Consider the following 21,934-nt stretch of genomic DNA (forward strand, 5'->3'; position numbering starts at 1 on the left):
AGATAATGTCAGTTTGCTGACCATGCGTGGGATAATGTTGCCGGATCTGGTCTGAACGCCATCTCCGGCTAACAAAATAATGTCGCTAAAACTAAACGATGCGGCAGGCGTCGGCTTCCCAGCGGTAACCGACGCCATAAACGGCGCGGATAAATGACTGTTCGGCGTCGAGAGATTCCAGCTTGCGGCGCAGGTTTTTAATGTGGCTGTCGATGGTGCGGTCGGTTACTACGCGGTAGTCGTCATAAAGATGATTGAGCAATTGCTCGCGGGAGAACACTTTTCCTGGTTCGTGAGAGAGCGTTTTCAGCAGACGAAATTCCGCAGGCGTCAGGTCAAGCATTTTACCGCGCCATGAAGCCTGAAAACGACCTTCGTCGATAATCAACGGGCTTTCAGCATCCTGTTGCTGCAACTCGCGCTGCGGTTTGCAACGGCGCAAAATGGTTTTGACGCGCGCTACCACTTCCCGTGGGCTGTACGGCTTACAGATATAATCATCTGCGCCAATCTCCAGCCCCAGCAGGCGATCGATCTCTTCGATTTTTGCCGTCACCATCACGATCGGAATGTCAGAAAAACGACGAATTTCCCGGCACAGCGTCAGGCCATCGGTGCCAGGGAGCATCAGATCTAACAGGATCAGATCCGGTGGTGTCTGGCGCACATACGGCAGTACCTGATCGCCGTGGCTGATAAGCGTCGGCGCATAGCTCGCAGCACGCAGATAATCAATGAGCAACTGCCCCAGCTTCGGTTCATCTTCCACGATCAAAATACGCGGTGTGTTTTCGTCGATTGGTAACTCGGTCATACTTCTCTCTGTAAATCCCGTTCCAGCGGTAACTCTACTGTAATGCTTACCCCGCCAAAAGGCGAATGGGCAGCAATAATGCGACCATTATGTGCTTCAACAATGTTCAGGCAAATCGCCAGCCCCAGCCCGGAACCGCCGCTGGCACGGTTGCGGGAACCTTCGGTGCGATAAAAACGTTCAAACAATTTTTGTAGCTGATCGTCACTGACACCTGGCGCACTGTCGGCAAAGGTCAGGCGCACCGTTTTGTCGCGCTGCCCGGCAGAGATTTGCAGGCTGCCGCCGCTGTCAGTGTAGCGCAGGCTGTTTTCCAGTAAGTTATTGAATAACTGCATTAAACGGTCGCGATCGCCAAATACGGTAATACTGTCTGGCAGGGAAAATTGCAGTTTCAGGCCACGACTGGCGAATCGTTCGCGAAATGCGCCGCCCGCCACTTCCAGCAGTGGGATCAAATCTACCGGTGCTTTTTGATAGGCGAGAGCGCCTTCATCAGACATCGACAACTGATGGAGATCGTCAACCAGTTTGGTCAGTGTACCGACCTCCGCCTGTAAAGACGCCACCGTCTCCGGCGTGAATTTACGCACGCCATCCTGAATGGCTTCCAGTTCACCGCGCAGCACCGCTAATGGCGTACGCAGTTCGTGAGAAATATCGGCCATAAAATCGCGCCGCATTTGCTGGTTTTTCTCCAGTGTGCTGGCAAGCTGGTTGAAGTCTTGCGCCAGTTTGCCCAGTTCATCTTCACTGGTGGGCGTTACGCGGGTAGTGAAATCGCCCGCCGCCAGTTTGTGCGTGCCATCGACAAGTCGTTTTACCGGTGCCAGTAAACCGCGCGCCAGCAGAAAAGTGGCAAGTGCCGCGAGTAACGTTGCCAGGGCGACAATCAACCAGCTGGTTTGCCGCTGTTGTTTATCGAAATTGATATCAGTATTGCGCGTTAACCGCTCAACGGGGGAGGCGATCACCGCGCCAACTTCCGCACCGTTGACCAGAATGGGTCGCCGTGTACCGTCAGGTGGAATCGGCGCTCGCGGACCAACCAGCACTTTGTTGTTTTGATCAACCACCCAGAACTGGGTACGCCAGCCGTGCGGTGGCATACCCGGGCCGGGTTTATCTTCCGAATTATCGTGTTCAAATGAACGCAGGATCTGAAAGACAAAGCGATCATTGTTGCGCAGGAAGCGCCAGTTGCCATGCTGCGCATACTGCTCGCCAAGCGCATCACTTAACAGTTGTAATCGCTGTTCATTACCATGCTTGATGTAATCAATAAAGCCACGCTCAAAACTGATACGCACCGCCCAGTGCATACTGATCAGCAAGACAATGCAGGTGGCGAAAATCGCCAGAAACAGTTTGCCGGTAATACCGGGTCGCCAGAACTTCATTGCGCGCTCCTTTTTCGCCGCGAAATAGCTACATTTTGATGCGTATCGTTCGGCACTCTGGCAAAGATGAACGCCGGAAGGGCGATGATCAACGCCATGCTAAGCCAGGTGTACATAAAGACGGTTTGTGTGGTGCCGCTGTCGACGCTGACATGCTGTGAACCAAAAAGTCCCAGCAACAGCCCGGCGATAGTGACGCCGATACTCATCGACAATTGCATAATCATCGACAGCAGGCTGTTGCCGCTGCTCGCCAGATTGTCCGGGAGATCTTTCAGCGTCAGGGTGTTCATGGAGGAGAAACGCGTCGAGTTGACCATCCCTTGTAAAAACAGGACGAACGGCAAAACGTAGTACCAGCCCAGCAGGGCGGTAGTCATAAACAACAGGGTGACCAGCGACAGACCCAGCGTGGTCGCTACCAGTACCCGACGATAACCAAAGCGATTCACCACCTGTACCACAATTCGCTTCATTCCCATGCTGCCAAGCACCATCGGGATCATCATCAGTCCGGCATGAAACGGCGAGAAACCGAGGCCAATTTGCAGGAAAACCGGTGTCATAAAGGGCAACATGCCACTGCCAATACGTCCGGCAAAGCTCCCCGCCAGGCCCAGCGAAAAGGTACGAGTACGGAACAGTTTCAGACTGAACAGGGCACGGTTGTTATTTCTGGCGTGCAGCAGATAAAGCACCAGTGCCACCACGCCAACTGCGACCAGGCCTGCAATCGTCAGCGGCGATAAACCTGTACCTTTACTGCCGTCCAGCGCCAGGGTTAATACCGCCATGCCAACCGCCAGCAATAAAAATCCGGAGAGATCAAAGCGCCGCGTCTGCATGGTGTAGTTCGGCATTAACAGCAATGTGGCGATCGCACCGATAATCCCCACCGGAATGTTGATCAAAAAGATCCAGTGCCACGATGCGTACTCCACCAGCAGACCGCCGAGCGCCGGACCGAGCAGCGGACCGACCTGACCGGGTAACGTGACAAAGGTCATCGCCGCCATATATTGCTCGCGCGGTACGATTTTCATCACCGTCAATCTGCCGACCGGCACCATCATCGCGCCGCCAACGCCCTGTAACGCGCGTGCCAGCAACAGTTCGTTCAGCGTGCCGGAAAGCGCGCAAAACAGTGAACCGAGAGTAAACAGCACGATGGCGGTAAAGAAAATATTGCGCACGCCGACTTTGTCCGCCAGCCAGCCGCTGGCGGGCAGCATCACCGCCACGGTCAGCACATAAGAGACAATGACCATGTGCATATGCAACGGACTTTCCCCGAGGCTTTGCGCCATTGAGGGAAGGGCGGTGTTTACGATGGTGGTGTCCAGCGACTGCATAAAGAAGCCGAAAGCCACAATCCACAATTGCCAACGGGTGCTGTCGGGAAGATCTGTCATTTACTCGGTTACCGTTTGTTTAGGTTTACGCGAAAAACGCAGCCGCAGACGGTCGAAAAAGAGATACACCACCGGCGTGGTATACAGCGTAAGGAGCTGGCTCATTACCAGTCCGCCGACAATGGTGATCCCCAGGGGTTGCCGCAGCTCCGAGCCGTCGCCGCCCGACAATACCAGCGGCAGCGCACCAAACAGCGCCGCCAGGGTAGTCATCATAATCGGGCGAAAACGCAGCAGACAGGCCTGGAAAATAGCTTCCTGCGGCGTCAGGTTACCGTGCCGTTGGGCTTCAAGCGCAAAATCGACCATCATAATGGCGTTTTTCTTCACGATGCCGATTAATAGCATGATCCCTATCAGGGCGATTAGGCTGAACGGGGCATTGAACAGCTCCAGCGCCAACAGCGCTCCAACGCCCGCCGAGGGCAGGGTGGAGAGAATCGTCAGCGGATGTACGTAACTCTCGTAAAGGATACCCAGCACGATATACACCGTGGCGATGGCGGCGATAATCAGGATCACCTGCGAGTTCATCGTCTCCTGGAACACCTGCGCCGTGCCGGCAAAACTGCCGCGCACCGTCGAAGGCACACCAAGCTGGGTCATTGCGCGATCGATCGCCGCACTGGCGTCCGAGAGCGATTTTCCGGTCGGCAGGTTAAACGAAATGGTCGAGGCCGCCGATAATCCCTGATGATTCACCGATAGTGGGGCATTCGCCGGTTGCCATTTAGCGAAATACGACAGCGGGATCGCTTTGCCTTCGTTATTGATAACGAACATTTTTTCCAGCGCACTGATGTCCTGGGTATAGCGCGGATCCACTTCCATCACCACTTTATACTGGTTCATCGGCTGGTAAATGGTCGAGATTTGCCGCTGACCGAAGGCGTTATTTAACAGACTGTTGGCGGCTTGTACGTCGATTCCCAGCCGTGCCATGGTGTCGCGGTCGTAAACCAGATTCATCTCCGCGCCGTTATCCTGCTGATCGGAGTTCACGTCCGCCAGTTCCGGCAACGTCGCCAGTTTTTTGCGGATTTTCGGCTCCCATTCTCGCAGTGCCGCCAGGTCGTCGGATAACAACGTGTACTGGTAGCTGGCGTTCGACTGACGCCCACCAACGCGAATATCCTGTACCGCCATCAGGAACAGATTCGCCCCCGGTTCTTTCGCCAGTTTTACGCGCAGACGGTCGATAATTTGCTGCGCCGTTTCGCTGCGTTCGTCGCGTGGCTTGAGGGTGATAAACATCATCCCGCTGTTCACTCGCGAACCGCCTGTAAAGCCGGTGACATTATCCACTGCCGGATCGTCACGGATAATTTTCATGAAATCCTGCAACTTACCGCGCATCGCCTGAAACGAAATACTCTGATCCGCCTGAATCCCGCCCATCAACACGCCAGTGTCCTGCTCCGGGAAGAAGGTTTTCGGGATCGAGATATACAGCCAGATATTCAGCGCAATGGTGCCAAGCAGCACCACGCCCACCAGACGGGTATGATTGAGCACCCATTTTAGTGACTTGCCGTAGCCTTGTTGCAGGGCTACCAACATGCGACCAAAACCACGCAGTCGCTTTTGCTCGCGCGGCTTGCTGGCTTTCAGCATCCAGCCACACATCATTGGCGTTAATGTCAGAGAAACCAGCAACGATATACCAATGGCGACAGAAAGCGTCACGGCAAATTCGCGTAACAGTCGGCCCGGCAATCCGCCCATCAACAGCAGCGGCAGGAACACCGCCACCAGTGACAGACTCATCGACAGCACCGTAAAACCGACTTCGCGAGTACCTTGCAGTGCGGCTTGCAACGGTTTCATTCCCGCTTCCAGATGACGTGCAATGTTTTCCAGCACCACGATGGCGTCATCCACCACGAAACCAGTAGCGATGGTGAGCGCCATTAACGAAAGGTTATTGAGACTGAATCCGCACAGGTACATCGCCGCAAACGTACCAATCAGCGAAACCGGCACCGAAACGGCGGGAATAATAGTGGCGCGACCCGAGCGCAGGAATAAAAACACCACCAGAATCACCAGCGCCACCGAGATAATCAGCGTTTGCTCGACTTCTTCCAGCGAGGCGCGAATGGTGGGGGAGCGATCCTGGGCAATTTGCAGATCAATCGCCGCCGGAATGGTTTCCTGCAACTCCGGTAATTTTGCCCGGATGCTGTCAACCGTCTGGATAATATTGGCTTCCGGCAGTTTGCGGATCATCAGTAAAATAGCCGGTTTGGCGTTGGTCATCCCGGCGTTGCGCACATCCTGCACTGAGTCGGTCACCGTCGCCACATCGCCCAGACGAACCGCGCCGCCGTTGTTGTAGTGAATAATCAACGGCTGATATTCAGCGGCGGTTTTTAGCTCATCATTGGTCTGGATCTGCCAGCGGTGAGTGCCATCTTCCAGCGCGCCCTGCGGTTTACGCACGTTGGCATTGCTGACGGCGGTGCGTACGTCGTCCAGCGACACGCCCTGATTAAACAGCGCCTGCGGATTCAGCCCGACGCGTACGGCGGGCAGTGAGCTGCCTCCGACATCGACATCACCAACACCGTCGATTTGCGAAATCGTCGGAGCCAGCTGCGTCGAGGCGAAATCGTACAGTTCACCCTGCGAATAAGTATCGGACGTCAGCGTGAGGATCATAATTGGCGCATCCGACGGGTTCGCTTTGCGATAGGTCGGGCGGCTGGGCATCCCACTGGGCAGCAAACTTTGTGCAGCGTTGATCGCCGCCTGCACATCACGCGCTGCGCCGTTGATATCCCGGTCAAAATCAAACTGCAAAATAATACGCGTGCTGCCGAGCGAACTGCTGGAGGTCATTTCACTGACTCCGGCAATGCGCCCAAGTGAGCGCTCCAGCGGCGTGGCAACGGAAGACGCCATTGTTTCTGGTGACGCACCGGGCAGCGAGGCGCTGACGATAATCACCGGAAAATCGACCTGCGGCAGCGGGGCGACCGGCAGCATACGGAAGCCCAGTATGCCGCACAGGGTAATGGCAACCGACAGTAAAATCGTCGCCACCGGGCGGTAAATGAAGAGGGCAAAAAACTTCACTTACGCCTCCTCTTCATGACGGGCAAAGCGGCTTTTGGTCCACAATGCCAGGCGGTCGAACAGCAAATAAATCACCGGCGTGGTAAACAGCGTCAGCACCTGGCTGACAATCAGACCGCCGACCATGCCGATACCTAACGGACGACGCAGTTCCGCGCCGACCCCGGTACTCAACATCAGCGGCAGCGCGCCAAGCAGAGCCGCCAGAGTGGTCATCAGGATCGGACGAAAACGCAACAGACAAGCCTGGTAGATTGCCTCGCGCGGCGACATGCCTTGCTCGCGCTCAGCAGCCAGCGCGAAGTCGATCATCATGATGGCGTTCTTCTTCACGATACCGATCAGCAAAATAATGCCGATAATCGCAATCACATCCAGTTCGCTACCAGCAATCAGCAACGCCAGCAGTGCGCCAACCCCTGCGGTGGGTAGCGTCGAGAGAATGGTGATCGGGTGAATAAAGCTCTCGTACAGAATGCCGAGCACGATATACATCGCCACCACCGCCGCGACAATCAGCCAGACAGTGCTGCCCAGCGCCGACTGGAAGGCGAGGGTGCTGCCCTGGAACTGCGTGGTGATATCCACCGGCAGATTCAGCGTCTTTTCGGTGTCCATAATCGCCTGCACCGCATCGCCCAGCGAATAGTTATCCGGCACGTTAAAGGAGATGGTCGTTACCGGGAACTGATCCAGATGGTTGATGGAGAGCGGCGCAAAACGCTGCTCAATTTTGGCAATTGAGCTTAGCGGCACCACGCCGCCGTCGCTGCTGGTCAGGCGAATGGTATCCAGCGCCGCGAGGCCTGGGGTATTTTCGGTGTTGTGCTCCAGCACCACGCGATACTGGTTGGCCTGAGTATAAATAGTGGAAATCAGCCGCTGACCAAACGCGTTGTACAGGGCGTTATCGACATCCGCCATGCTGATCCCCAGACGGCTGGCGCTGTCGCGATCAACATTGACATACGCCACCAGCCCTTTGTCCTGCCAGTCGCTGGAGACATCAGAAAGCTGTGGCAGTTGCTGGAGTTTTTCCATCAACTGTGGCACCCAGGTACTGAGCGCATCCAGTGACGTGGCCTGCAAGGTAAACTGGTACTGGGTGCGGCTGACCTGAGTATCAATAGTCAGATCCTGCGTTGGTTGCAGGAAGAGATCGACGCCCGGCACTTTATCTACCGCCGTTTGCAGACGGGCGATGACTTTTTGCACCCGATCATCACGTTCATCCAACGGTTTGAGGTTGATTTGTAAACGTGCACTGTTCAGCGACGGGTTAGTGCCATCAACGCCAACAAATGAGGTCAGGCTTTGCACTGCCGGATCCTGCAAAATCACGTCCGCGACCTGGCGTTGTCGCTGGGCCATATTGGCAAAGGAGCTGGATTGCGGTGCCTGCAAAGTGCCCTGAATAATGCCATTGTCCTGTACCGGGAAGAAACCTTTCGGAATGAACACCCACAGCAGCACGCTAAGCAGCAGCGTGCTGAGTGCCACGCTTAAGGTCAGCCACGGATGATTCAGCACTTTCGCCAGTCCACGACCATAGGCGGCGATTATCCTGTCGAACATTTTTTCCGAGGCACGGGAGAAGCGGTTCTGTTTACGCAACGACTCCTGGCTGAGCATCCGCGCGCACATCATCGGTGTCAGGGTCAGCGACACCACCGCTGAGATCAAAATCGCTACCGCCAGGGTAATAGCAAATTCGCGGAACAGTCGCCCGACGATATCGCCCATAAACAGCAGTGGGATCAACACCGCAATCAGTGAGAAGGTCAGCGAGATAATGGTAAAGCCGATTTCACCTGCGCCCTTGAGCGCCGCCGCCAACGGTTTTTCGCCTTTTTCGATATAGCGGGAAATGTTTTCGATCACCACGATGGCGTCATCGACCACGAATCCGGTGGCGATAGTTAACGCCATCAGTGTCAGGTTATTGATTGAAAAATCGAGAAACACCATAACCGCGAAAGTGCCGATTAACGACAGCGGTACAGCAACACCGGGAATGATGGTCGCCGGAATATTGCGCAAAAACAGGTAGATAATCATGACTACCAGCGCGATAGCCATCATCAATTCAAACTGAGTATCATCGACGGATGCGCGGATATTGGTGGTGCGATCGGAAAGCACTGTCACCTTCACCGATTTCGGCAGACTCTCAGTGAGCTGTGGCAGCATCTGCCGAATGCTGTCGGCGGTGGAGATAATGTTAGCACCGGGCTGGCGCTGAACATTCATCACAATGGCCTGTTCTTTGTTCGCCCACGCGCCGAGCCAGCTGTTTTCTGCACCTTGCTCTACAGTTGCGACATCGCCCAGACGAATTGGCGCGCCGTTCTGGTAGGCGATGATTAGCTGGCGATACTCTTCGGCGGATTGCATCTGGTCGTTCGCGGAAAGCGTGACCGCACGGGAAGGGCCGTCGAGGCTACCTTTTGCCGAGTTAACGTTAGCGCCGGTAATGGCGGTGCGCACGGTTTCGCTGGTCAGGCCGAGGGCGGCAATCGCCTGAGCGTTAAGTTTGACGCGAACAGCCGGACGCTGACCGCCGGAAAGCGTCACCAGGCCGACGCCGGAAATCTGCGAGATTTTCTGCGCGACGCGGGTTTCCACCATATCTTCCACTTGCGTCATCGGCATGGCGGTTGAGGTGACGGCGAGCGTCATGATCGGCGGATCTGCCGGGTTCACTTTGCTGTAAACCGGCGGGTTAGGCAGATCGCTCGGCAACAAGTTGGTCGCAGCGTTAATCGCGGCCTGCACTTCCTGCTCGGCGACATCGAGCGGTAATGTTAGCTGGAACTGCAAAGTGATAACTGACGCACCGCCGGAACTTTGCGACGACATCTGTTTCAGGCCAGACATCTGCCCGAACTGGCGTTCTAGCGGCGCGGTAACGGCAGAGGTCATGACATCCGGGCTGGCACCTGGGTAGAGCGTGACCACCTGAATGGTCGGATAGTCCACTTCCGGCAGCGCCGAAACGGGCAGGGCGCGATAACCGATAATCCCGGCGAGTAAGATCGCCACCATCAGCAGCGTGGTGGCCACAGGACGCATAATAAACAGGCGCGACGGGCCGCCTGTGCTGCTCGGGGGTAACACCTGCATCAGGAGCGTGCTCCTTTTTTCGCGTATTCGCGGCTGGTGGCTTTCTCTTCCGGAGTAGTGGCGCTCTGGGCTTCCACCACTTCCACTTTCGCCCCTTCGGTCAGGCGATCAATGCCGTCTGTCACCACGCGATCGCCCGCAGAAATACCTGCACGGATCACCACTTTCTGACTGTCCTGAATGCCCGGCGTCACCAGATGTTTGCTGACCTTGTTTTCGCTATTCAGCACCCAGACAAAATGGCCTTCATTGCCCATTTGCAGGGCGGCTGTTGGGATCACTACGGCGTTTTGTTCGGTGTCGACTAACATGCGCGCGTTAACAAACTGATTGGGAAACAGCGCATCATCCTGATTATTAAAGCGTGCTTTCACTTTAATCGTACCGGTAGTGGCATCGATTTGGTTATCTAGACTTAACAGCGTGCCTTCACTTAATTTCTTCGAGTTGGTGCGATCCCAGGCTTCTACCACCAGCGGTTTTCCGGCTTTCTGCGCCTGCACTACGGTAGCGATATCGCTTTCCGGCAGGGTAAAGACTAAATCGATAGGATGCGTCTGGGTGATCACCACGATCCCGGTGGTATCACCACTGGAGATTTGGTTACCAACATCAACCTGCTTGAGACCAACGCGACCATCGACTGGTGCGGTAATCCGGCTCCAGTCGAGTTGCAGCTGCGCGCTGGCAACGCTTGCTTCATCAGCCTTAATGGTGCCTTCGGTTTCACTGACCAGCGCCTGTTGGGCATCCAGCTCCTGGCGGGAAACGAGATTGGTTTTTGCCAGTTGTTGATAACGCGCCAGGTCACGGCGGGCGTTGGCAAGCGTGGCTTTATCTTTTGCCAGTTGGCCCTGGGCTTGTGCTAATGCAACTTTGAACTGGCTGGGGTCAATTTCTGCCAGTAAATCGCCTGCTTTGACCTGCTGGCCTTCCTGGAAATGTAACGCTATCAGTTGGCCGTCCACGCGGCTGCGCACCGTAACGGTATTAGCGGCGGTAATGGTGCCAAGCCCGGTGAGGTAACGCGGAACTGCCTGTTCTACGGCGGTCGCCGCCTGAACCGGGGCTAATGGGCCGGAACGCATACCACGTCGACCACCCGCTGGCGATTGCTGCGCTTGTTTCGTCGCCCCTGGGGCTGCACTCCGGGAGTCATTGCGGCCTTGCCAGAACCAGAATGCGGCGATGGCGGCGATAACCACCACGATTACGATTACCCAACGGGATTTATAACTACCTTTCATCGTTAAGAGTTTCTCTTCCTGAAACGTTTCGCGGAATGATACTAGTGTAGCCAGCCAATAAGGGAGAAAAATGGAGGAATTATGAAACACTGTCTGGAATCGTCTGAATGACGGGCACATTTGCGAGCACGCATCCAGTAATAACACAGGAAACTATTTTATCTACGCGTTAGCGATAGACTGCTTGCATGGCGAAAGGAGGTAAGCCGACGATTTCAGCGGGACGCTGAAACGGGAAAGCCCCTCCCGAGGAAGGGGCCATAAATAAGGAAAGGGTCATGATGAAGCTACTCATCATCGTGGTGCTCTTAGTCATAAGCTTCCCCGCTTACTAAGACTACCAGGGCGGGGGAAACCCCGCTCTACCCTCACTCCTGAAAGTATGCCTTCACGATAAGATTGTCAATCCGCAGGCTTTGTAGTCTGCGATCCTGCCAGCAAATATTCTTTGCGAGTCGTTACGCAATAATCACAGAGGAAACTATTTTATTCACGCGTTAGCGATAGACTGCATTCAGGGCGAAAGGAGGTAAGCCGATGATTTCAGCGGGACGCTGAAACGGGAAAGCCTCTCCCGGAGAAGAGGGCTTTTAATAAGGAAAGGGTTATGATGAAGCACGTCATCATACTGGTGATACTCTTAGTGATTAGCTTCCAGGCTTACTAAGAACACCAGGGGGAGGGGGAAACCTCTCCCTAACCCTCACTCCTGAAATTATGTCACTCCGCCCTTAGTGTCAATCGACGGCTCTCCGTTCTTGCGAGGCGAATAGCAAAATTTTCTGCGCCGCCGGGCCTAATTCTGAAAGTTTCTTCGTTTGCTCTTATTTCATTATTGCAGTCGGTATGATACCGGACCTCGATAATTCTCTAAGAAAGGATTTCTTATGAGCGAACAAATCACGTTTGCCACCAGCGATTTTGCCAGTAACCCGGAACCACGTTGCCCCTGCATTTTGCTGCTGGATGTTTCTGGTTCTATGAACGGTAGACCTATTAATGAACTTAACGCCGGATTGGTTACCTTTCGTGATGAACTGCTTGCTGATCCGCTGGCTTTAAAAAGAGTGGAACTCGGCATTGTGACGTTCGGCCCGGTGCATGTGGAACAACCCTTTACCAGCGCCGCTAATTTTTTTCCGCCCATCCTGTTTGCCCAGGGCGATACACCAATGGGTGCGGCCATTACCAAAGCCCTGGATATGGTAGAGGAGCGGAAACGTGAGTATCGTGCAAATGGTATTTCGTATTATCGCCCGTGGATTTTCCTGATTACCGATGGTGCACCAACCGATGAGTGGCAGGCTGCAGCCAACAAAGTGTTTCGGGGGGAAGAAGATAAAAGGTTTGCTTTCTTTTCCATCGGTGTTCAGGGGGCGGATATGAAGACGCTGGCACAAATTAGCGTTCGTCAGCCTTTGCCTCTGCAAGGATTACAATTCCGTGAACTGTTTAGCTGGTTATCCAGTTCGCTGCGTTCGGTTTCCCGCTCCACGCCGGGAACGGAAGTTGTGCTGGAAGCGCCAAAAGGCTGGACGTCAGTGTGAGCTGGCGTCTGGTCTATGCATCAACCGTTGGAACGTCGCACATCAGCGCGGACTTGCCTTGTCAGGATGCCTGCCAGATGCAGATTGCCTGGTTAAATGACCAGCAGCCATTATTGTCGGTATTTGTCGCTGATGGCGCAGGCAGTGTCTCGCAGGGTGGCGAAGGCGCGATGCTCGCCGTCAATGAAGCGATGGCTTATATGTCGCAAAAAGTGCAGGGCGGGGAATTGGGGCTTAATGATGTCCTCGCCACAAATATGGTACTGACCATTCGTCAACGACTTTTTGCCGAGGCGGAAGCCAAAGAATTAGCGGTTCGCGATTTTGCCTGCACATTTCTGGGACTGATTTCATCGCCTGACGGCACCTTGATTATGCAGATTGGCGATGGCGGCGTGGTGGTAGATTTGGGTCACGGTCTGCAATTGCCTCTCACGCCGATGGCGGGTGAATATGCCAACATGACGCACTTCATTACCGACGAAGATGCCGTTTCCAGACTGGAAACTTTCACCAGCACTGGGCGTGCGCACAAAGTTGCAGCATTTACGGATGGTATCCAGCGACTGGCGTTAAATATGCTGGATAATTCTCCTCATGTGCCTTTCTTTACCCCGTTTTTCAATGGACTGGCGGCAGCAACGCAGGAACAACTCGATTTATTACCTGAATTGTTAAAGCAGTTTTTGTCCAGCCCGGCGGTAAACGAGCGTACGGATGATGATAAAACGTTGGCACTGGCGCTGTGGGCAGAGTGAGTTTCTCATGGCGGTTGAAGACAACAATTCAACCGCCAGTTTAAACAATAAATATAACGGCTGATTAGCGAACTAATTTTGCTCTTAGCTCGTCGGCTTCTTCTTTTGGATAGGTGACCAATAAAGGATCAATGGTATAACCGCCGTAAATTTTATCCCCGCGCGTATACATCCAGTCTGAAATATCTTCTTTCTTGATTTTCCACTCCTGGCCATATTCTACGTTTGTAACAATACCAGGGTCATTGCTGATTACGCCAATAAACATGCCGTTAGAATAAGTGACATCCGTAAGCCAGAAATGCTCGGTTCTTCCGTGATCGGTTATCGGGGCTTTGACTGCGAAAGTATCGGCATCTTTTTTATTCATAACCTCGATGAATTTATCGGTTTCTTTCCGCGCATGTTTAATCGCGTCAGACATCGCTTGTTTATCATAACCTCCCGTCACTAACGTATCCGAAACTTCACTAAAGCCCGCGGTAGTAAAAAATAGCAGACTCAACATAAGTAATATCTTTTTCATTTTTTCTCCAGAATCCCTTTGTAGTCAAAGTTAGCAAAAACCTGTGGAAGTTAATCATTATCAGGCCGAAATTGAATTGTATCCTGATAAAATTGCATTATCATTTTTATTCTTGAGTGGGTTTTCCCCATATAGAAATAATTTTAATGGTTAGTTGTTATTATTCATTGAAATATAATATAACTACCCGCGAAATATTATGAAAACAAATATAAAAGTATTTACATCGACAGGTGAATTGACCACTCTTGGCCGTGAACTGGGCAAAGGTGGTGAAGGCGCGGTTTATGATATCGAGGAGTTTGTCGATAGCGTCGCCAAGATTTATCACACGCCGCCACCCGCCTTAAAACAGGACAAACTTGCCTTTATGGCTGCGACAGCTGACGCGCAGTTGTTGAATTATGTCGCCTGGCCGCAGGCAACGCTTCACGGTGGACGAGGCGGAAAAGTTATCGGTTTTATGATGCCAAAAGTTTCTGGTAAAGAACCGATTCATATGATCTATAGCCCGGCACATCGTCGCCAGAGTTACCCTCATTGTGCGTGGGATTTTCTACTCTATGTTGCGCGCAATATTGCTTCATCTTTTGCTACGGTTCACGAGCACGGGCACGTCGTGGGTGACGTAAACCAGAACAGTTTTATGGTAGGTCGCGACAGCAAAGTGGTACTGATTGATAGCGACTCCTTTCAAATTAACGCCAATGGCACACTGCATTTATGCGAAGTCGGCGTGTCGCATTTTACGCCGCCAGAGCTACAAACCTTGCCATCATTTGTCGGTTTTGAACGCACAGAAAATCACGATAATTTTGGCCTTGCGTTGCTAATTTTTCACGTCTTGTTTGGTGGGCGGCATCCTTATTCTGGTGTGCCGCTTATCTCTGATGCGGGTAATGCGCTGGAGACGGATATTACCCATTTCCGTTATGCCTACGCGTCAGATAATCAGCGACGTGGTTTAAAACCGCCGCCACGATCTATTCCGCTATCGATGTTACCGAGTGATGTTGAAGCCATGTTTCAGCAGGCATTCACGGAAAGTGGCGTGGCAACCGGGCGTCCGACGGCTAAAGCGTGGGTAGCGGCACTGGACTCTCTACGCCAACAGTTAAAGAAATGTATCGTTTCAGCAATGCATGTTTACCCCGCTCATTTGACTGACTGCCCGTGGTGTGCGCTGGATAATCAAGGTGTTATCTATTTTATTGATCTCGGCGAAGAGGTCATTACCACCGGCGGGAATTTTGTGCTGGCGAAAGTCTGGGCGATGGTGATGGCGTCAGTAGCACCGCCAGCATTGCAACTGCCATTACCCGATCATTTCCAACCGACTGGCAGGCCGCTTCCTTTAGGCCTGTTACGGCGCGAATACATCATTCTGCTTGAGATCGCACTGTCAGCATTATCGCTGCTGCTTTGCGGCCTTCAGGCAGAACCGCGTTATATTATTTTGGTTCCTGTGCTGGCGGCTATCTGGATTATTGGCAGTCTGACAAGCAAAGCGTACAAAGCAGAAGTTCAGCAACGCCGTGAGGCATTTAATCGTGCGAAAATGGACTATGACCATTTAGTCCGCCAGATCCAGCAGGTAGGCGGCCTGGAAGGTTTTATCGCCAAACGGACGATGCTCGAAAAAATGAAGGACGAAATTCTCGGGTTACCGGAAGAAGAGAAACGCGCTCTGGCAGCACTTCATGACACTGCAAGGGAACGGCAGAAGCAGAAGTTTCTGGAGGGATTTTTTATTGATGTTGCCTCTATTCCCGGCGTTGGCCCTGCGCGTAAAGCGGCGTTACGGTCTTTTGGTATTGAAACAGCCGCAGATGTTACCCGTCGTGGCGTTAAGCAAGTGAAAGGGTTTGGCGACCATCTGACCCAGGCGGTTATCGACTGGAAAGCGAGCTGTGAACGCCGTTTTGTGTTCAGGCCGAATGAAGCGATAACGCCAGCAGACAGACAAGCGGTAATGGCGAAAATGACCGCCAAACGACATCGGCTGGAATCGGCGTTGACAGTCGGCGCGACAGAGTTGCAGCGATTCCGCCTTCATGCTCCAGCACGGACCATGCCGTTGATGGAACCGTTACGTCAGGCAGCAGAAAAACTGGCTCAGGCGCAGGCAGATTTAAGCCGCTGCTGAGCCATTTTTCAATTAACGAAACACCACTTCCGCCCAGCGTGCCAGCCCGGCGGTGACGGAGCCAAAGTCATCGCCGCCTGCAATCGGAATGCCCGGCAACTGTTCTGCCAGCGCTTTTTTAATCAGCGGAGAACGGGCGCTACCGCCGGTCAGGTAGATAACGTCCGGTTTTTCCTGGGCGTTATCCAGGGCCAGTTGCACCTGTTCCAGAATCCGCGTCAGTGGCTGGCTGAGGGCGCTTTCCAGCCCTCGCTGGCTAATCAGCGTAGCCAGTTCATTGCTGATAAACGGCAGTGAGGCGCGGGTTTCCGCTACGCTTGAAAGAGCAATTTTGCACTCTTCTGCGCTACGCACCAGGCGATAGCTTAAACGCTGACGCCAGACTTTCTGTAACAGGGCCACTTTTTCCGGTTCGCGGGCATCGCGTACCAGATCGTTAAGCAGACGACCGTTGGCACTACTGTAGAAATCACTCTGCGCAGGTACGTCGTTGATGGCAACCGCATTCCACCACGGCAGGATCGGCAGGGCGATGCCTTTTTCGGTTTCGCCACCCATACCCAGCAGTGGCATCAGGTTTTTAAACGCCAGCGCGATATCCAGATCGTTACCGCCAATACGGCAACCACTGTGACCCAGCAGGCTGGCTTCACGATCGAGACGCGAACGCCACTGCGGCCCCATCAGCAGCAATGAACAGTCAGTCGTACCACCGCCGATATCCACCACCAGCACCCGTTTTTCTTCCTGCAAGGTGGCTTCGTAATCCAGCCCAGCCGCGACCGGCTCGTACTGGAATACCACGTCCCTGAATCCGGCACGCTTCGCCGCGCGTTCCAGAATCCCTTGCGCCTGGGTGTTTGCTTCATCACCGCCCAGCCCCTGGAAGTTGATCGGACGACCAATCACCGCCTGAGTAATCGCTTCTGGCAGCTGTGCCTGCGCCTGCTGGCGAATGTGCAACATCATTGCGCAGACCAGATCCTCAAACAGCGCTACCTGCTGCGGTTTTAAGCCGCTGGCACCGAGGAACGATTTTGGTGATTTCACAAACCACACTTCTTCTGGATCATCAATGTACTGTGCCAGTGAGGAAAGACCGAACTGCACGCTTTTCGCCGTAACATCGATATCTTCTTCGCGGTTATAACGAATCGCCCGACGTAACAGCGCCTGCGTTTCATCGTCGTCTGCCGGAACATCATGATGGCGGTACAGCCATTCGCTTACCGCTTCACGCGTTGGCGCGCAAAGCATTGAAGGCAGCAGCGTGCTGTCGTTTTCCATTTTTAGCAAATGCGGTTTACCGTCACGCATGACCGCCACTGAACAGTTTGCTGTACCGTAATCAAAACCAATAAACACGAAATAATCCCCATGCCGGTGAAGAAGGGGCGTGACTTTAGCGAAATGTTGCCGTCGCGACAACCGGAATATGAAAGCAAAGCGCAGCGTCTGAATAACGTTTATGCTGAAAGCGGATGAATAAGGAGATGCGATGTATACCCTGAACTGGCAGCCGCCGTATGACTGGTCGTGGATGTTGGGATTTCTCGCCGCCCGTGCGGTGAGCAGTGTGGAAACGGTCGCGGACAGTTATTATGCCCGTAGTCTGGCGGTGGGCGAATATCGCGGCGTGGTGACTGCTATTCCGGATATAGCCCGCCATACTCTGCACATAAATTTAAGTGCAGGTTTAGAACCTGTTGCCGCAGAGTGTCTGGCGAAAATGAGCCGCCTGTTTGATCTGCAATGTAACCCACAAATTGTTAACGGTGCGTTGGGCAGGTTAGGCGCGGCGCGGCCCGGATTGCGTTTACCCGGCTGTGTTGATGCTTTTGAGCAGGGCGTGCGGGCGATTTTAGGCCAACTGGTGAGCGTGGCGATGGCGGCAAAATTGACCGCCAGAGTGGCACAGCTTTATGGCGAACGGCTGGATGATTTTCCGGAGTATATCTGCTTCCCGACGCCTCAGCGGCTGGCAGCAGCAGACCCGCAGGCATTAAAAGCGTTAGGTATGCCGTTGAAACGGGCAGAGGCGCTGATTCATCTGGCAAATGCGGCGCTGGAGGGCACCTTACCAATGACAATACCGGGCGATGTGGAGCAGGCGATGAAAACGCTGCAAACTTTTCCGGGTATCGGGCGCTGGACGGCGAATTATTTTGCTTTGCGTGGCTGGCAGGCGAAAGATGTTTTCCTGCCGGATGATTATCTGATTAAACAGCGATTTCCGGGAATGACACCGGCGCAAATCCGCCGTTATGCCGAGCGCTGGAAGCCCTGGCGTTCTTATGCGCTGTTGCATATCTGGTATACGGAAGGCTGGCAACCAGACGAAGCATGACGTTGGTCGCCGGATGCGGTGCGAGCGCCTTATCCGGCCTGGGGAATGAGCGATTTGTAGGCATGATAAGACGCGTTAGCGTCGCATCAGGCGATGGGGAAGCACGCCTCAGTTAATCGCGAAATAACTACTATTCACCAGCAAATCCAGCGGTTGGGCATCGGCAATCACCTCACCATAAATCAGATCGACGCCGATGCCAGAAAGCGTATCCATCACTAAGGGTAAAACGACTGGCCCGGCGATGGTTTTCATCCCGAGTCGCTGAGCGTGCCCCTGAATAATCGTAATCAGCATCTCATCCATCAAATTACCCTGCACGTTGGCGCATAACTCACCATCAAGTAGCAGGTAATCTGCCATATTCGCTTTCAGCGAGTTGAAGATTTGCAGATCGCGGCCCACCTGGCTGAGCACTATCCGACATCCCGCCAGCCGCAGTTTTTGCACGCTTTCTGCGTGATCTAAAATCGCTTCAGCCGGAATAATCAGATGTAATAACCGTGGTGGTAGAGGGCTATTTTCCAGCTGCTCAAGCAGATCATTCACCAGCGTGGCGCTACTCAAACCGGCAACGGAAAGGGGGAGGGAGATGCTTATGCCTTTACTGGCAACCGCTTTTGCGGCCTGCTGGAAAAATTCGTGGAATACCCGGCGGTCAAGAGCATGGCTAAGCGCCGGATCGCTGAAGCTACGACGAAATGTTTGTTCATCAATAATCTCGCCTTCGCAACTCCAGAGCTTAAGTGAAATCAGCCACAAATTACGCGCTTCCGGGATCCGTGGCGAAGCGACACCGTGGGCGAGCATCATCAACTGATTCTCTTTAATCATCCGCCACTGTTCATCAAGCGACATCGCCGCCCGTTCGCTATGTGCGGCAGCTTGCTGCGGTTCGTAAACCGTCACCCGGCCCCGGCCACCATTTTTGGAGGCATAACAGGCGATATCAGCCTGCGACATCACTTCTGCCGCCTGATGATTGTTGTCATCAATCAAGGTAATCCCGGCACTGGCACCTACCCGATGCACACGGCCTTCCCATATAAAGTGATAGTCATTCACGGCACTGATAATGCGTGTAGCGATAAAACGCGCGCTTTCAACATTACAGTCTGGTAGCAGCAGACCAAATTCATCCCCACCGAGTCGCGCCAGCACGTCGCTGGAACGCAGCATACTCAGCATTAACGACGCCAGTTCGCGCAGCAAAGCGTCACCCGCCGCATGCCCGGCGCTGTCATTCACCGCTTTAAAGCGATCAAGATCGATAAACACCAGGGCATGTCGCTGATGTGTACTGTTTACCGTTTGCAGCAGGATACGCAGTTGTTTCTCAAAACTGGCGCGGTTGGCGAGATGCGTCAGTGCATCATGGGAGGCGCTGTAGCTCAGCTGGCGCAGCATTTTGCGTGATTCGGTAACGTCCTGAATCACCAGAACCGAACCAATATTGCTGCCGTCCAGAGTACTTAACGGCGTAATACTGTAATGCACGTCGTAACTGCCGCCGCTCCGACAGTGCAACACCACATCTTGCTCGATCGCGGAACGTGAGGTGTCGGCACTGTAAATGTTCTCCATTAATGGTCCGTTGTCGCCAAAAGTAATATGCAACACCGTCAGGAGCGGAACACCTAACGCTTCTTCCTGCGTCCAGCCGCTCATCTTCTCCGCCACTGGATTCATAAAGGTAATTTTCATCGCCATATCAATACAGACCACGGCTTCACCGATGGAATCAAGCGTAATGTGCAGGCGCTCTTTTTCCTGAAACAATGCCTCGTTAAGCTGTTTCACTTCGGTCATATCCATATTGATGCCGAGGAGACGTTCGACTTCGCCTTCTTTATTCAGTACCCGGTTGGCGAGGGCGCGGATATGGCGAATACCGTCTTTTACGGTAATGCGAAATTCCAGTTTAAAGGGCGAGCGTGATTGCAACGAATCACGAATCACTTTTTCGGCATGCTGGCGATCTTCCGGCAGCACGCACTCGTACCACACCTGCCAGTTCGGTTTGATATGTGGAGGAATTTCATACAGCTCGAACATCCGCTTATCCCAGCTAAAAATATTCGGCTTCAACTCCCACTCCCAGATGCCAATCCCGCCCGCTTCGTTAGCCAGAGTGATGCGCTCCATCAGTTGCTGATTGACCTGTTCGGTGCGTTTTAGCTCGTTAATGTCTTCAATCTGAGCGATAAAATAGAGCGGCGTGCCATCCGTGTGGCGCACCAGTGAGACGGCAAGCAACGCCCAGACAACATCGCCATTGCGGTTGTAGTAGCGTTTTTCCATTGAATAGGTGTTTATTTCACCGCTTATCAGCTTTTCAACCTGTTGGAGATCTTTATTGAGATCCTCCGGCCAGGTCAGTTGCTGAAAGGTGAGTCCGCGCAGCTCTTCCTGACTGTACCCGAGAAACTGGCAGAGCGCTTTGTTGGTTTGCAGCCATTGTCCCTCGGTGCCCACTAACGCCATACCGATAGCGGAATATTCCATCGCGTTCCGAAAGTGGGTTTCGCTTTCGGAAATGTGTTTGCGTTCCGCACGAAAGGCATACATCACCATGGTCATGATGTTGGCGGGCAGCAGGATCAGCAAAAACGGTAGCCACGGCATATGGCTCATCAGGTACGTACGCGGCGTAGCAAGCAGGGAGGGATCCGCGGCCATCATCAGCGACACCATCATCACCGTGGTAAGGAAGATCAAAAAGGCTTCCATTCGTGGCAGACGCACGGCGCTCCACATCAACAGCACAATAATGAAAGTAAAAGGCCACGGCAGATACAGCATCGAAAGCCAGCTTAACGTCAGTGTGATGGCTAACGTGAGCAGCGACTCAAAAAGCAACCGTGGGTTGCGATGGCGCAGCAGATAGTGTGGTTTAAATAACAATCCCAGCGGCACCAGTGCCAGAGCGCCGATGGATTCTGACAGTACCCATATCAAAAATGCCCTGAGAGGATCGTCTCCGGGCGTCAGCAGGACAACCAGAACACCCCCCAACAGAGGCGGAACAATGGCGCTGCCGAGTGCCAGACGCAGCCAGTCAGCCAGATTTTGCAAGGGGTTATACCACGGCAGCAATTTACGTAGCAGCACTGCCCCGACCACGGCTTCAACAATATTGATGGTCGTCCAGGTCATGTTCAGCGAGCTGGTGGAAAAAAGCAGGATGGATGCGGCGATATTTCCCAGCGAACAGCTCAGCGCAATTCCCGGCCACATGCGCCCGGCATGGCGATAAAACGCCACCATCATGATGGACGTCGGGAACCACAGTGGGGCGAGTTGGGTGCCAAACTGCGAAAGCTCAAGCGAGAAAAGGGTAAAGATAAACGAGACTAAACCTAAACTGACCAGGTGAAGCAGCGGGTGGGGCAGGGCAATTAATACATGCTGTGATTGTTTGCTCATTACCGCTTTATCCGCAAGACCTGGTCGCCAGTATTCGTTTCTGTGTTTATGCTAGTACAAAAGTTTTACATTTTATATGCGAATTGCTCATAAAGTGACGTAAAGGCGGA

15 protein-coding genes are annotated in these 21,934 nt (G+C 53.5%); 6 read left to right on the forward strand and 9 right to left on the reverse strand.

Annotated features, from left to right (window positions below; all coding sequences use genetic code 11):
• Positions 1–91: 91 nt before the first annotated feature.
• The 6 genes from baeR to mdtA are packed head-to-tail and all read right to left on the reverse strand — an operon-like array spanning position 92 to position 11,074.
• Positions 92–814, reverse strand: a complete 723-nt coding sequence (baeR, locus tag KXD89_RS08155; protein WP_000137877.1) for a two-component system response regulator BaeR — start codon at positions 812–814, stop codon at positions 92–94.
• A complete protein-coding gene (gene baeS / locus KXD89_RS08160) occupies positions 811–2,214 on the reverse strand; it encodes a two-component system sensor histidine kinase BaeS (RefSeq protein ID WP_000675150.1) in 1,404 nt (467 codons plus the stop codon). Before baeS ends, baeR begins: the two co-directional genes overlap by 4 nt.
• A complete protein-coding gene (locus tag KXD89_RS08165; protein ID WP_000130850.1) occupies positions 2,211–3,626 on the reverse strand; it encodes an MFS transporter in 1,416 nt (471 codons plus the stop codon). The genes baeS and KXD89_RS08165 overlap by 4 nt, the downstream gene beginning before the upstream one ends.
• Complete coding sequence (gene mdtC / locus KXD89_RS08170) at positions 3,627–6,704, reverse strand: multidrug efflux RND transporter permease subunit MdtC (protein WP_000667481.1); 3,078 nt, start codon at positions 6,702–6,704, stop codon at positions 3,627–3,629.
• On the reverse strand, positions 6,705–9,827 hold the full coding sequence (gene mdtB, locus KXD89_RS08175; protein WP_001197875.1) for a multidrug efflux RND transporter permease subunit MdtB: 3,123 nt from the start codon (positions 9,825–9,827) through the stop codon (positions 6,705–6,707).
• Positions 9,827–11,074 carry a multidrug efflux RND transporter subunit MdtA gene (mdtA, locus tag KXD89_RS08180; RefSeq protein ID WP_000678989.1) on the reverse strand — a complete coding sequence of 416 codons (1,248 nt, stop codon included), beginning with the start codon at positions 11,072–11,074 and terminating at the stop codon, positions 9,827–9,829. The genes mdtB and mdtA overlap by 1 nt, the downstream gene beginning before the upstream one ends.
• A gap of 278 nt (positions 11,075–11,352) precedes the next feature.
• On the opposite strand from mdtA, the gene KXD89_RS08185 reads away from it, so the two are divergent.
• From KXD89_RS08185 to pphC, 4 genes are all read left to right on the forward strand, one after another.
• Positions 11,353–11,409: a type I toxin-antitoxin system Ibs family toxin gene (locus KXD89_RS08185; protein ID WP_001386899.1), complete on the forward strand. Its 57-nt coding sequence runs from the start codon at positions 11,353–11,355 to the stop codon at positions 11,407–11,409.
• A 272-nt stretch (positions 11,410–11,681) separates the two neighbouring features.
• Positions 11,682–11,741 carry a type I toxin-antitoxin system toxin IbsA gene (gene ibsA, locus KXD89_RS08190; RefSeq protein ID WP_010723109.1) on the forward strand — a complete coding sequence of 20 codons (60 nt, stop codon included), beginning with the start codon at positions 11,682–11,684 and terminating at the stop codon, positions 11,739–11,741.
• Positions 11,742–11,961: 220 nt separating this feature from the next.
• Positions 11,962–12,621, forward strand: a complete 660-nt coding sequence (locus tag KXD89_RS08195) for a VWA domain-containing protein (protein ID WP_000003154.1) — start codon at positions 11,962–11,964, stop codon at positions 12,619–12,621.
• Positions 12,618–13,379, forward strand: coding sequence for a protein-serine/threonine phosphatase PphC (gene pphC, locus KXD89_RS08200; protein ID WP_000119090.1), 762 nt, complete (start codon positions 12,618–12,620; stop codon positions 13,377–13,379). Before KXD89_RS08195 ends, pphC begins: the two co-directional genes overlap by 4 nt.
• Positions 13,380–13,443: 64 nt before the next feature.
• Here pphC and KXD89_RS08205 read toward each other — a convergent pair whose 3' ends face one another.
• A complete protein-coding gene (locus tag KXD89_RS08205; RefSeq protein WP_000722348.1) occupies positions 13,444–13,905 on the reverse strand; it encodes a YegJ family protein in 462 nt (153 codons plus the stop codon).
• A 199-nt stretch (positions 13,906–14,104) separates the two neighbouring features.
• Between KXD89_RS08205 and yegI the strand changes: the two genes are divergently transcribed.
• The gene (gene yegI, locus KXD89_RS08210) at positions 14,105–16,051 is read left to right on the forward strand and encodes a protein kinase YegI (protein WP_000856081.1); all 1,947 of its coding nucleotides are present in this window, start codon (positions 14,105–14,107) and stop codon (positions 16,049–16,051) included.
• Positions 16,052–16,063: 12 nt separating this feature from the next.
• Here the strand turns inward: yegI and yegD are convergent, their stop codons facing one another.
• Positions 16,064–17,416 (reverse strand): molecular chaperone, encoded by a 1,353-nt coding sequence (yegD, locus tag KXD89_RS08215; protein ID WP_000469708.1) that lies wholly within the window; start codon positions 17,414–17,416, stop codon positions 16,064–16,066.
• Positions 17,417–17,549: 133 nt separating this feature from the next.
• Here yegD and alkA point away from each other — a divergent pair, with 133 nt between their 5' ends.
• Positions 17,550–18,398 (forward strand): DNA-3-methyladenine glycosylase 2, encoded by an 849-nt coding sequence (alkA, locus tag KXD89_RS08220; protein ID WP_000288420.1) that lies wholly within the window; start codon positions 17,550–17,552, stop codon positions 18,396–18,398.
• A 108-nt stretch (positions 18,399–18,506) separates the two neighbouring features.
• Here alkA and KXD89_RS08225 read toward each other — a convergent pair whose 3' ends face one another.
• A complete protein-coding gene (locus KXD89_RS08225; protein WP_000043761.1) occupies positions 18,507–21,824 on the reverse strand; it encodes a diguanylate cyclase in 3,318 nt (1,105 codons plus the stop codon).
• Between the last annotated feature and the right edge of the window lie 110 nt (positions 21,825–21,934).

Origin of the sequence: Escherichia sp. TC-EC600-tetX4 (genome assembly GCF_019356055.1) — a bacterium.
GTDB lineage: Bacteria > Pseudomonadota > Gammaproteobacteria > Enterobacterales > Enterobacteriaceae.